The following is a 12,818-nucleotide window of genomic DNA, read 5'->3' as shown; positions in this document are numbered from 1 at the left end:
TGACACACGAAAGTGAGGGATTCCTCATGTTCGGAACTGACCCCGCGGTATACCCGTCGGTAATCCCGCGGGTAACACACACGTGCACTCAACCCGTTTTGAGGACCGCCAGGGTTGCGCCAGTTCACGCCAGCTTTTCGCGGACCGAACGAGCGCTCCGCAGGTCAGCCCGCGTTCGTTATTCAATCGTTATGTGAACTGGAACACCTTTGGCGGCGTGTCCCGCACCACACCCGCCGATGTCGGGTGGGCACGCCGACGACGTAGGGTGATCGACCATGACCGACTGTGTCTTCTGCGACATCGTGTCGGGCGCGGCCCCAGCCCGCGTCGTCTACTCCGACCCCGATGTCCTGGGCTTTCTCGACATCCGGCCGATCACCCGCGGCCACACGCTGTTGGTGCCCCGGACACATTCGACCGGGCTGGCCGACCTCGCACCCGAACTCGGCGCGCGCATGCTGCGCGCGGGCCAGTCCGTGGCCGCGGCCATGAAGCGCTCGCCGCTGGCCGCCGACGGCGTCAACCTCGCGATCAACGACGGTCGGGCGGCCTTTCAGACCGTCTTCCACACCCATCTGCACGTCGTGCCACGACACGACGGTGATCGCCTGCGCTTCGTCCGCGGAATGATCGTTCGTCGCGATCCCGATCCGGACTCCACAGCGATGCTGCTGCGTGCGGCCCTCGAGGCACCAGGGAATCGTGAGGTGCGATGACCGACGAGCACCGGGGCGAGCCACTGATCCCGCCCGAGGTCACCGAGATCGTTCGCGCGGCCGAGTGGGTCACGGTCTTCAGCGGCGCGGGAATGAGCGCCGAGAGCGGCATCCCCACCTTCCGAGACGTCCGCACCGGTCTGTGGGAGAACTTCGATCCGACAACTCTGGCCACGCCGCAGGCTTGGCGTGACGATCCGGCGCTGGTGTGGGGTTGGTATCAGTGGCGTGCCGGACAGGTCCGACGCCGCGAGCCGAACGCCGGGCACCGCGCACTCGCCGAGCTCCGGCATGCCGGGCGCGCGGCGGGAGACGATCCGCGCGCGGTGATGGTGGTGACCCAGAACGTCGACGACCTGCACGAACGTGGGGGCACGCCGGTGACCAGTCATCTGCACGGCAGCCTGTTCGCGCCGCGTTGCTCCCGTTGTGGGCATCGGTTCACCGAGACCGACCCCATCGACGTCGCCGACCCGGAGGTCACCGGCGAGCTGCCGAGGGTAGAGCCTCCGCGGTGCCCGGTCTGTGGCGAGCTGGTGCGTCCGGGCGTGGTGTGGTTCGGTGAACCACTGCCCGCGCAGGAGTGGCAACGCGCCGATGCAGCCTTCCGCGCGACCGACGTCGTCCTCGTGATCGGCACGAGCGGGATCGTGTACCCGGCAGCGTCGCTACCCGAACGCGCCGCGGCCGCCGGGATTCCGGTCATCGAGATCAATCCCGAGCCCTCGGCGCTGACACCGTCTGTGCAGCAACGTATTCCGGTCGGCGCGGCGGTGGCGCTACCCGCACTGGTGCAGGCGCTGGAGGTGCCGCCTACTCGCCTGCGCTGAGATCCACCGGCTCCCACACCGCGGCGAGTTCCGCCGACGAGCCTTCCGAGACAGCGGTTCCCGCGATACCGACATGCGGGCCGGCCACCGATCCGGGCTTCACACCACGGCGATCGAGAGCCTCCCATAGCGGCGCCAGCGCGGCGTCGGCGTCGAGTTCGAACTCCGACTCCCGCACCCGCCAGAACTCCCAACCACATCGCCGCAGTTCGCGCTCACGCTCCATGTCGGAACGGGCTTGCGCACCGGTCGTGGTGAATTCATCACCGTCGCATTCGACCGCCAAACGGCCGTCGGCGCCGGTGACCACCAGATCGATGCACATGTTGTTGACCGAAACCTTGGGCGTGACGTGATAACCGTGCGCGGCAAGGCAATTGAAAATCTTCTGCTCGAAGAGACTCTCGAACGGTTCGACCCTGCGGTCATCGGGGACGTCGACCGGCATGGCGTCGATGACCGGTCCGGCATTGGCCTGCATATAGCCCAGCAGCGACCGCCGCAGGTCACCCTCCCCCAGGTCGGCGAGATCGATGGAGTGGAACAGCCACATCTGATCCATCGCGCGAGACGCAGCGACATTGATGCGGCGCTGCGACTCGGCGCGCGTCAGGGCGGCGATCGACGAGGGGTCGGAAACCACCATCGACAAGAAGATCACCCGCCGCTCATCACCCTGGAAGTCAGGCGGTGACCCCACCCGAATCCGCCGGGCACGCCACGTCTCGTCGTCGACCGCCTCGCGCAACGCACGGGTCAGGAGGTCGATCTGCTTGGTGCCCTGCAAGGCGATGACACCGAAATCGAGTCCGTCGTAGGCAGTGTCGGCCAGGCACTCGACCAGTGTCGACACCAACTCGTCGACCTCGCTGGTGTTGACGATCGAATTACCTTGCCCCTGAGCAATTCCCGATACCCGCACGGTCCGTAGCGGATCGAGTCGGTCCGCGCCGTGCTGACGGACCGGGATCAGCGGGGCGTCGGCGTAGAACTGCGCCGACGAGTAGCCGATGATCTCGGGCATCGAGCGGAAATGCTCCCGTAGTCGGATGACGTGGCCGAATCGGCTGCGCAGCAACGAGAACAGACTCGATCTCGGCGTGAGACCGTCACGAAGATAGTGCGGCAGGTCGGGCAACCGGGCGTCGAGTGCGGCGAAGGCGTCGTCGAGGGTGGTGCCCGCCAGCCCCGTCGGGGCGCACTGCCGGTCGTCGCCGACCACAATCACCCGCGGAGCGAGCCAGAGCAGGAACACGCTGGTGATGTCGGACTGACTGGCTTCGTCGACGATCACCACGTCGAACGAATTCTGTTCGGGCGCAATCATGTCCACCACCTGCGACATCGGCATCACCCATGCCGGCACCGCGGCTGATGCCTGCTCCATCGCCTCCCGGGCTGCAGCGCGGAACCTCGAAGCATGCTTACCCGACCCCTTGCCGAGGTTGATCATGTGGTCGCGATAGGACTGCAACGCCTGGACCTGGGCCACGGTCACGCGCGACAGGCACGCCCGCCACGCGCGGGCCGCGGCGAGTTGTGTGGTCAACTGCGCGATGTCGGCCTCGGCCTCGTCGAGGGCAGCCGACCACCGCTGCTCCCCCTTGGGATCGCTGCGTTCGGCGGCCCACGTCCGTGCACGTCGCCACGCCCATGCGTCGGAGACATCGCGCAGTCTCGCGTCCCATCGCGGGTCGTCGGCCGTGGACGCCAACAGATCCGCGAAATCCGGTGCCTTGCTGCGTAACCGCAGCATGAGGAGGTCCAGGGCGGTCTGGTCCTCCCATTCCGTCCGGGCGACCGTTGCCGCGCGCCGGGCGGCGCGGATGGCCTCGGCATCGGCGTTGGCCAGTGCGGAGACCAGGGCATCGCCCTCCGGTGAGGGCCCCTTCTCCAGTTGCGCAGCCAGACTGTAGGCGTGCTCGGCGAGCTCTTCCTCGGCGAGCAGGGCATCGTTGGCCGCGGCGATCGCGCCGGCCTCGCGGGCCACGCGCGCGGCTTCGGTGACACTGCGCGGTCGCGGGCCGCCCGGACTGATCACCTCGAGTTCACGAACGAGGTCGTCGCGCGCGGTGACCAGGGCCGAGATCCAGCCGAGTTGCCCGTCGAGGAGGACCAGCCGGTTCAGCTGCGACGACCGCGAGCCCGAGGTGTCGATGGGGACGTGCAGGTCGCCGAGGACGCGCTGCGCCTGATGCACGGCGTCGAAGACGGCCAGATGATCGGCCACCGCCTGCAACGACCGCTCGTCGGTGGCCGGCCGGCCGTCGACGGTGACGACCACACCGGATTCCTCGACCGCACGCTGCTCCTCGGATCGGCGCAAACGGCCGCGCCAGCGTCCGCCGTCGCGCAGGTGGGCCGCTGCCGCGGCGAACAGCTCACCGTCCCCCGGCCGCGCACCGTCCACGACGACACTGTGCGCGCCGAGCTCGCGATCGCGGCGCGCGGCGTCGGCGATCACCGGCGAGAGGGCGGTGACCCGAGACCACAGGTGCGCGGCCTGTCCGGCGAGAAGCCGATCGGCCATGTCGATCATGGTCGGCGGAAAGGTACCGACCTCGTGGGCGGCGACGCCGAGGTGATCGCAGATCTCCTTGATATGGAGCAATCGCGGGCTGGCGACATCGCCGAGGATCGACATCAGCGATCCGCTGCCGACCATAGGCTCGGCCGGCCGCCGCGCGATCCGCGCACAGATCTGGTCCATGGTCGCGGGATCCGGAAGGTGATCATCGAGATCGACGAAACGCTGGGACAGTCGCGGCGTCTGTCCTCTCGTGGCCCTCAGTAATTCGAGGAGACGCCGGAACTCGCTCGCATCGAGTGGCGCGAATGCCCCGTCGATCGGGCCCGGGAGCCAGTCCAACCGGTCAGCGTCGGCGTTGGTCTGCCGGACGATCGCCGCGGCCGTCCCGGAGAAGTCACCGGCCACCCATTCGTGCACCTCGGTTTCGGAGCGGCGCAGTTCCCACAGCCCCCGCAGCGCGCGTTCGCGCCGCTCGACCGCTTGCTGCCGACGCGCAGAGAGATCGTCGATCTCGGCGCTGCCGACGCTGTCGACGTAGGTCGCCTTGCGTTCGGCGATCTCCTCGACACCGGAGACCACCGACTCGAAGCGATCGCGGGACAGGTCGGCGGTGGAGACGGTCAGCGCGCGCAACTCCGGCGGCAGGATGTCCCGCAGCACCGCGAGCGCGCCGGCCTTCTCGCTGGTCACCAGCACCCGCTGGCCCTTGGATAGAAGGGCGGCAACCACATTGGCGATGGTCTGGGTCTTCCCGGTGCCCGGCGGCCCTTCGACCACGACACCGCTGTCGGCGCCCAGACGCGACAGCACATCACGCTGTTCGACATTGGACGGCAACGGATAGAGCGCGTCGGTGATGAGTTCGCCGGCGGGCAGGGCTCCCGAGGCCGCGAGCGCCTCGACGCGCTCGTCGACCTCGATCGGCGCCACCAGCTGCGCCAACCCGATCGGCACGTCCTCGGTGGACTCACGCAGCCGGTCGGCGACGGTGTCGTAGAACGCCGCCAGAGCAGTGGTCGACCGCTCGCGAAGGACCAACGCCGTAGCCGACGGATCGACCACCACGGTGACCTGGTCGGGGTCGGTGTCGACACGCGGAATCCACTCGTCGAGCAGATCGGTGGCCTTGGGACTCACCACACTGGGCAGAGCCTCGAAACGGGAGTGGAGCTTGACCGTCCGGGAGAGGTCGATTCCCTCGATCCCCGCGAGCAGTCGGGCGTCCTGGACACTCGGCGCAGACCCTGCGCCGAGCGAGATCCGCAACGCGCCCGTGTCCGGATCGCGCTGCGCGACAACCTCTTGGGTCAGCAGGTACTCCCGTACCAGTTCGGATGCGCCGTCGTCCGGAGAGCCGGCCCCGATCACCGAGGTCACCACCACCAGGCCACCGGCCACCACGAGTTCGCGGGATTCCGGATGGTCGTACAGCTCGGTGATCATCGCGTCGAGCTCGTCGTAGCCGACGTAGCCGGGGTCGAGCTCCACGACGACCTGGCCGGCCGCGGCACCCGAACGCACCGTGACCGCGGTACCCGGACCGACGTCGAGCCGGGCGCGATGGGCGTCGACATGGCGCCGACGACCGGCGCGGGTGGCCAGGAGGTCGGAGAGGAATTCGAGCAGACGCACGACCTGGTCACGACGGTCGTCGAGAGTCTCCTGCTCGGCCATCAGCCCGGCTTCCTCCTGCGCAGATCCCCCGACCTGGCCGGACGGCACCGGCCCACGGTCGGGCTGACCCATCACGCTATCAAGTCGACGCGCCGGTGGCAGGCCACACGATCACGGGGTGGTACGCCGAAGTGCCGGGAAACCACCGTCGACGTAGTGCACATTCGTGTAGCCGAGGTCGGCGATCTGCTCGGCGATGCGCGGTGCCTGCGACGACACGGATACGACGTTGATCTCCGTGTCGCGATGCCCGATGACCGGGAACGTTCCCGACGGCGTCGGGGCCAATCGCGACCGGACGTCGGTCGGGTCCACGACGACCGCACCGGGCAAGGAACCCTGGTGGCGGACCACTTGGGGGCGGGCGTCGACGACGACGGCGTCGCCCTCGCGGGTGTGGGACAAGGCTTCGGCTGCTGAGATCGAATCCACCACTGACACTGGTGACTACTCCTGAAAATGCTCGCGTAAATCTGACGGTCGGGTCGGACGGTGTCCACATGGATCATCGTTCGATCCGCCACCAAGGTTACGGAACAATCTCGAAACGCCCAACAGTGTCACCTACGCATCGGGTGTCCCGACCGCCCTGGGGAGTCGCCTCAGCTACGTCCGCGACCGGCGACATGACGCGAGCCGCGTTTGCCCCAGCTGTCACCGCGCGAGTGGTGACCGTCTCGACCGCGCTGACCTTGACCAGCGCGTTTGTTGCCGCCCCGGGCGCGGGGTGGGCCCTGGTCGCGACGCAGATCGATCGGGTGCTTGCCGATTCTGGTGTCGCGGAGCCGGTCGAGGGTGTCGCGGTCGAGGTTGTCCGGCAATTCGACGAGGGAGAAGTCGTCGCGGATGCTGATGTTGCCGAAATCACCCCGGGTGAGGCCGCCCTCGTTGGCGATCGCACCGACGATCGCGCCGGGTGACACCTTGTGTTTGCGGCCCACCGCGATGCGATAGGTGGCATACGAGCCGCCCCCCTTGCGCGGTTCCCGTTCACGGCGGGCCGGCCGCTCGCTCTCGGGCGGGTCGGGAGCCATCAGGAAGCCACCGTCGCGCGTCTCGAGGGCCAGCGCCGCGGCGATGTCGGCCATGGCGACGTCCTTGTCGCGTGCGTAGTCCTCGACGAGCTTGCGGAACATGTCGAGGTGATCGGAGGTCAGGTTCTCGGTGATCGAGTCAGCGAAGCGGGCCACACGCTGGGCGTTGACGTCCTCCACCGACGGCAGCCCGATCTCGGTCAGCGGCTGGCGGGTGGCGCGTTCGATGGCCCGGAGCAGGTGGCGTTCCCGCGGCGAGACGAACAGCAGCGCGTTACCCGACCGGCCGGCCCGGCCGGTCCGCCCGATGCGGTGCACATAGGACTCGGTGTCATGCGGGATGTCGTAGTTGACCACATGCGAGATGCGGTCGACGTCGAGTCCGCGAGCGGCGACGTCGGTGGCGACGAGGATGTCGATCCCACCGTCCTTGAGCTGGTTGATGGTCCGCTCTCGCTGGGCCTGCACCATGTCGCCGTTGATGGCGACCGCCGAGAATCCGCGCGCCCGAAGCCGCTCGGCGAGTTCTTCGGTCGCCTGCTTGGTGCGCACGAACACGATCATCGCGTCGAAGGTTTCGACCTCCAGGAACCGGGTCAACGCGTCGAGCTTGCGCTGATGCGACACCTGCAGATAGCGCTGCGTGATGTTCTGAGCGGTCGCGGTCTTGGACTTGACCGTGATCTCCTGCGGATCGTGCAGGTACTTCTGCGCGAGTCGGCGAATCGCACTGGGCATGGTCGCGGAGAACAGCGCCACCTGCTTGGAGTCGGGCGTCTCGGCCAGGATGCGCTCGACGTCCTCGGCGAAACCCATCGTCAACATCTCGTCGGCCTCGTCGAGGACGAGGTATTCGAGTTCGGAGATGTCGAGGGTGCCCTTGTCGAGGTGATCGATGACACGGCCCGGGGTTCCGACGATGACCTGCGCACCGCGCCGCAACCCGGCCAGCTGCACGCCATAACTCTGCCCACCGTAGATGGGCAGCACCCGCACCTCGGGCATGTGCGCCGAGTACCGGCTGAAGGCCTCGGACACCTGCAGGGCGAGTTCTCTCGTGGGCGCGAGGATCAGCGCCTGCGGACGACGAACCGCCGGGTCGATGCGGGACAGGATCGGGATCGCGAAGGCCGCGGTCTTACCGGTACCGGTCTGGGCCAGGCCGACGACATCGCGGCCCGCCATCAACGGCGGAATCGTCGCAGCCTGGATCGGCGAGGGTGTCTCGTATCCGACCTCGGCGATCGCACTGCGCACACGGTCGTCGATGTCGAGGTCGTCGAAGGTGATCGCGTCGGCGTCGGGGCGGTCGGCGGCTGGGGTCTCGGTCATGGTCTGCGTATCCCGTTCATCGAGTCAACTGTAATGCGCGAGGACCGAAGAGACCGCATCTCGAGGCGCATCTGTCCACAGACCAACGTGGAAGAGGCTTCGAGCACGCGACCGCCGACGTCACCCACCACCACCGCCTGGTGTGACGGGCCTCTCATGAATCCTGGTACCCTCGGTCGCACATAAAATCGCCGCGCCGACCAGCGGGTTGTCCGCTATGTCGGGTTCTTCATCAGGAGCAGCATGCAGGAGTACACGACACCGTCCGATCTCTCCGTCGACGACAAGGCGACCACCGTCGACGCGATCCTGCGGTATCGCGCCGAGCGCCCGACGATGCCGTTGTTCAAGCGGCGCAGTAGCGGCACGTGGATCACCGTGACCGCCAAGCACTTCGCCGACGAGGTCGACGCCGTCGCCAAGGGCCTGATCGCTTCGGGGGTCGCGCCCGGCGACCGGGTCGCGATCCTGTCCTCCACCCGCTACGAGTGGACGGTTCTCGATTACGCGATCTGGCGCGCTGGGGCGGTGACCGTCGCCATCTACGAGACCTCGGCGACCGATCAGGTCAAGTACATCGTCGAGAACTCGGGAACGTCCCTTCTGATCGTGGAGTCCGAGGCGCAGTTCACCAAGCATGCCGAGGTCGTCGAGGCCGGCGATCCGCTGCGCGAGACCCTGGTGATCGAGCGCGGCGCGGTGAACGAACTGACCAAGCGCGGCGAGCAGATCGGCGACGAGCAACTCGACGAGCGGCACGCCAATCAACTGTCCTCCGACGCGGCGACCCTCATCTACACCTCGGGCACCACCGGCCGGCCGAAGGGCGTCGTGCTGACCCACGCCAACTTCCTCGCCGAGTGCGCGGCGACGCGGGATGCGGTCGGCGCCGGCCTCGCCGAGGGCAAGTCGACCCTGCTCTTCCTCCCGCTGGCCCACGTCTTCGCCCGTGTCGTCGCGGTCGGCTGCGTCGAGAACGGCGTGATCCTCGGCCACACCAACGACATCCCGAACCTCATCGACGATCTCGCGGTCTTCAAGCCGAACTACGTGCTCTCGGTACCGCGCGTGTTCGAGAAGGTCTACAACTCCGCCAAGCAGAAGGCCTATGACGGCGGCAAGGGCTCGATCTTCGACAAGGCCGCCGACACCGCCATCGAGTACAGCAAGGCCACCGAAAAAGGCTCGGTCGGACTGGTGTTGACGATCAAGCACAAGATCTTTGATGCGCTGGTCTACAACAAGCTGCGCGCCGCACTCGGCGGCAATTGCGAGGGGGCCATCTCCGGCGGCGCCCCGCTCGGAGCCCGCCTCGGCCACTTCTTCCGGGGTGTCGGCATCCCCGTCTACGAGGGATACGGCCTGTCCGAGACGACCGCGGCGGTCACCGCGAACAACGAGGACCACCAGCGTGTGGGATCGGTCGGTCGCCCAGTCCCGGGGGTGTCGGTGGCCATCGCCGAGGATGGCGAGGTGCTGCTGAAGGGACCGGTGGTGTTCACCGGCTATTGGCACAACCCGGAGGCCACCGCCGAGGCGATCCACGATGACTGGTTCCACACCGGCGACATCGGCCGCCTCGAGGACGGCTATCTCTACATCACCGGCCGGAAGAAGGAACTGATCGTCACCGCAGGCGGTAAGAACGTGTCGCCGGCGCAGCTCGAGGACGCCATCCGTGCGCACCCGATGGTGAGCCAGTGCCTCGTGGTCGGCGACAACAAGCCATTCATCGGCGCGCTCATCACGATCGACCCCGAGGCGACTCCGGGCTGGCTCGAGCGTCACAATCTGCCGGCCGACACCTCGCTGGCCGACCTGGCCAGAAACGCCGAATTGCGCGCCGAGATCGCCGAGGCCGTCGACGAGGCCAACTCGAAGGTGTCCAAGGCCGAGGCGATCAAGAAGTTCGAGATTCTCGACACCGACTTCACCATCGAATCGGGAGAACTCACTCCGACGATGAAACTCAAGCGCAACGTCATCAGCGACACCTACAAGCAGGCGATCGCCGACCTGTACACCTGAGCACCGAGCTCCGACGAGGGGTCTCCCGGGCGATGTCCGGGAGGCCCCTCGTCGTTGCGTCGCACCGATGACCGACCTGTGACCAAAGTTTCCAATGTGGCAAATGTGACGATTGGGACTCGATCGCGCGTCGCACTCGGGGAGGAGGCGACCCGGTCCTACTGTCGGGACCGATGAACCGGGACCTCGCGATCGACGTGACACGCGGCCTGGCGATCTGGAGCATGATCACCGCCCATTTCGCCGACGGCGCGAAAATCGCCATGCCCACCCACGTGTTCCCGTACGTCGATGGGATGAGCGTGTTCGTCCTGCTCTCGGGGTTCGTCCTGGGGTTGGTGCACCATCGGTGGATCGAGACCCGCGGTCTGCGATTCACCTATACGCGCCTGGCCAAACGGCTTGCCGCACTTTACGTCTGCCAGCTCACGCTGTCGCTGGCTGCGGTCGCGGCCGGGATGGCCGGGTTCGGGCACCTGACCTGGCTCCGTCCGGTCGACGGGTGGGGTCAGGGCCTGGTGATGGCGGTGACGATGAGCTATCTGCCCAGCGGCGGCAACATCTTGTTGCTCTACATGGTGTTGATGGGCTCGGCGTTCGCCGTCTTTCCGCTTCTGGTGCGCGGGTGGTGGCGGCCGGTCCTCGCCGCGTCCGTGGCGCTGTACGCGGTTTCGCAATTCGCCGCACCCGACTGGTTCTATCTGGTTGCACAACCGTCGGGCGCCCGCATCCAGAACTGGGCGGGCTGGCAGATCATGTTCGTTCCTGCTCTCATCGTCGGATGGCAGTGGCGTCGTTGGGATCTCGCCGGGCGGATCGAGCGACACCTCCCGGCTGTGGTGTTGGTGGCAGCGGGTATCGCAGTGTGCACGCATTATCTGGTGACCGCCGGTCCGTGGCACACGGCCGAGTCCTTCCTGGGCGACAAACTCGAGTTCGGACCGGCACGAGCCGTCGGCGCCTGGGTGCTCGTGCCGGCGGTCTACGGGCTGTGCCGGATCTTCTTGTCGTTGTGGTCACGAGAATGGTTGCGGCCACTGCTGATGTCGGGGACCCGCAGCCTCGACTCGTATGTGATCCAGGCGCTGGCACTCGTCGCGGTACCGATCCTCGTCGTCGATCGACCGTGGTCACCCCTGCTCATGACCGCCTTCGCGATCGGCGTGTTCGGGACGTGCTGGGCGTGGGCCGAGGTCCGGCTCGCGCTCGGGATCGACAAGCTGCACCGGTTGCCCGTCATTCTCGGCGCTCCCGTCCTCGCCCGGCTCACCATGACACGAGCGGACGCTGCGGGGCCGGCATGCCCGACCACCGCGAGCTCATCGCCCGCCCTTGCGTCGGCACCCGTCGCCGACGTTGCGCCCTCTCCGCGCGGGTGGACGGGCCGGCGAGAGGTATCCGCCGACGACCGGGCAGCATGAGACACGATATGACCGACGTCCGAGCGGAGTGGAAGCGACATGGATGAGCACACCGACGACTTACTGCGCGCGAGCGGCGACATGACGGCGTGTGTGCACGCGGGCAATGACACGAGCGGGCCCTCGATCCGTACCCCGATCACCATGGCCAACTCGTATCACCTGCCACCGAATCCGGAGACCGCCGACTGGTCGGGCACCGATCAACTCTTCTACACCCGCAACACCGGCGCCAATCAGGCTGCGCTGCAGCGAAAACTGGCACTACTCGACCACGGCGACGACTCCGTCGCACTCGCCTCCGGCGTCGCTGCCCTGCACGCGGTGTTCTTCACGTTCCTCGCCACCGGCGACCACGTGGTGGTCTCCGACACGACCTATGAGGCGACGTTCAAACTGTGGACCGAACTGATGCCGCGCAAGTATGGCATCGAGGCAAGCTTCGTCGACGTCACCGATCTCGACGCCGTCGTCGCAGCTGTCCGGCCCACCACCCGGATGCTCGTCACCGAGGCCATCGCGAACCCGACCACCAAGGTCGCCGACATCGGCGCACTCGCCGAGATCGCGCACCGCGCCGATGCGCTGTTGATGGTCGACTCGACCTTCACTCCCCCGCCGCTGTATCGGCCGTTGACCGACGGCGCCGATCTCGTCGTGCACTCGCTCACCAAGTACATCAACGGACACGGAGATGCCATGGGTGGCGCGGTGATCGGCGCGCAGCATCTCATCGCACGGATCAAGTCCGAGGCGATGGTCGACGTCGGCGGGGTCATCTCACCGTTCAACGCGTGGCTGATCGACCGCGGGTCCATCACCCTGCCGCTGCGGCTGCGTCAGCATCAGACGACCGCGCAGCGACTCGCCGAACTCCTCGCCGGCGATCCGCGAATCGCGTACGTGGCCTATCCGGGGCTGGCCACCCATCCACAACACGACCTCGCCGCACGGCAATTCGGCGGGCGCGGGTTCGGCGCAATGATGGCCTTCGCCGTCGACGGTGATCCGGCGACCCAGAATCGGTTCGTGTCGCACCTGCGAGTGATCACCTCGGCGGTCTCGCTGGGTCACGACGAGTCGCTCATCGTGCACGTCGGCACCGACGGACCACGGGTCGCCGCCTATCCCAAGCCCTTTCGCACCTTTGGGCACTTGCGGTTCTCGGTCGGGCTGGAGGACGCGGACGATCTCGTCGACGATCTCACCCGCGCCCTCGACACCACCTTCGGCTGACCATCGGCCGCGAC

General features: G+C 67.3%; 8 protein-coding genes. 5 read left to right on the top strand and 3 right to left on the bottom strand.

The window, feature by feature from the left end; translation table 11 throughout:
- The first annotated feature begins 278 nt into the window (after positions 1–278).
- Both AC5ZH6_RS10120 and AC5ZH6_RS10115 read left to right on the top strand, forming a co-directional pair.
- Positions 279–719, top strand: a complete 441-nt coding sequence (locus tag AC5ZH6_RS10120) for an HIT family protein (protein WP_020171602.1) — start codon at positions 279–281, stop codon at positions 717–719.
- Positions 716–1,549, top strand: a complete 834-nt coding sequence (locus AC5ZH6_RS10115; RefSeq protein ID WP_006371529.1) for an SIR2 family NAD-dependent protein deacylase — start codon at positions 716–718, stop codon at positions 1,547–1,549. The genes AC5ZH6_RS10120 and AC5ZH6_RS10115 overlap by 4 nt, the downstream gene beginning before the upstream one ends.
- Here AC5ZH6_RS10115 and AC5ZH6_RS10110 read toward each other — a convergent pair.
- The 3 genes from AC5ZH6_RS10110 to AC5ZH6_RS10100 all read right to left on the bottom strand — a co-directional run bounded on the left by AC5ZH6_RS10110 (position 1,533) and on the right by AC5ZH6_RS10100 (position 8,119).
- Positions 1,533–5,825 (bottom strand): PDDEXK-like endonuclease domain-containing protein, encoded by a 4,293-nt coding sequence (locus AC5ZH6_RS10110; protein ID WP_020171603.1) that lies wholly within the window; start codon positions 5,823–5,825, stop codon positions 1,533–1,535. The genes AC5ZH6_RS10115 and AC5ZH6_RS10110 overlap by 17 nt on opposite strands.
- Positions 5,826–5,864: 39 nt before the next feature.
- Positions 5,865–6,194 (bottom strand): rhodanese-like domain-containing protein, encoded by a 330-nt coding sequence (locus AC5ZH6_RS10105; protein ID WP_006371531.1) that lies wholly within the window; start codon positions 6,192–6,194, stop codon positions 5,865–5,867.
- Positions 6,195–6,355: 161 nt separating this feature from the next.
- A complete protein-coding gene (locus AC5ZH6_RS10100; protein ID WP_006371532.1) occupies positions 6,356–8,119 on the bottom strand; it encodes a DEAD/DEAH box helicase in 1,764 nt (587 codons plus the stop codon).
- 243 nt (positions 8,120–8,362) lie between these two features.
- On the opposite strand from AC5ZH6_RS10100, the gene AC5ZH6_RS10095 reads away from it, so the two are divergent.
- The 3 genes from AC5ZH6_RS10095 to AC5ZH6_RS10085 all read left to right on the top strand — a co-directional run bounded on the left by AC5ZH6_RS10095 (position 8,363) and on the right by AC5ZH6_RS10085 (position 12,804).
- Entirely contained in the window at positions 8,363–10,147 is a 1,785-nt protein-coding gene (locus AC5ZH6_RS10095; RefSeq protein ID WP_271353434.1) for an AMP-dependent synthetase/ligase, read from the top strand.
- Positions 10,148–10,320: 173 nt separating this feature from the next.
- Positions 10,321–11,568 (top strand): OpgC domain-containing protein, encoded by a 1,248-nt coding sequence (gene opgC, locus AC5ZH6_RS10090; RefSeq protein ID WP_288336966.1) that lies wholly within the window; start codon positions 10,321–10,323, stop codon positions 11,566–11,568.
- A gap of 39 nt (positions 11,569–11,607) precedes the next feature.
- On the top strand, positions 11,608–12,804 hold the full coding sequence (locus tag AC5ZH6_RS10085) for a trans-sulfuration enzyme family protein (protein ID WP_020171606.1): 1,197 nt from the start codon (positions 11,608–11,610) through the stop codon (positions 12,802–12,804).
- The last annotated feature ends 14 nt before the right edge of the window (positions 12,805–12,818 follow it).

The sequence above is a fragment of the Gordonia sp. YC-XJ4 genome (assembly GCF_059511865.1).
The sequence above is the reverse complement of the archived record's forward strand: the minus strand, read 5'-3'. Positions and strand labels throughout refer to the sequence as shown.

Excerpts from the sequence above, each read along its gene's own strand:
- AC5ZH6_RS10085 (WP_020171606.1), top strand. The coding sequence starts at position 11,608 with ATGGATGAGCACACCGACGACTTACTGCGCGCGAGCGGCGACATGACG.
- AC5ZH6_RS10095 (WP_271353434.1), top strand. The coding sequence starts at position 8,363 with ATGCAGGAGTACACGACACCGTCCGATCTCTCCGTCGACGACAAGGCG.
- AC5ZH6_RS10115 (WP_006371529.1), top strand. The coding sequence starts at position 716 with ATGACCGACGAGCACCGGGGCGAGCCACTGATCCCGCCCGAGGTCACC.
- opgC (WP_288336966.1), top strand. The coding sequence starts at position 10,321 with ATGAACCGGGACCTCGCGATCGACGTGACACGCGGCCTGGCGATCTGG.
- AC5ZH6_RS10120 (WP_020171602.1), top strand. The coding sequence starts at position 279 with ATGACCGACTGTGTCTTCTGCGACATCGTGTCGGGCGCGGCCCCAGCC.
- AC5ZH6_RS10100 (WP_006371532.1), bottom strand. The coding sequence starts at position 8,119 with ATGACCGAGACCCCAGCCGCCGACCGCCCCGACGCCGACGCGATCACC.
- AC5ZH6_RS10110 (WP_020171603.1), bottom strand. The coding sequence starts at position 5,825 with ATGGGTCAGCCCGACCGTGGGCCGGTGCCGTCCGGCCAGGTCGGGGGA.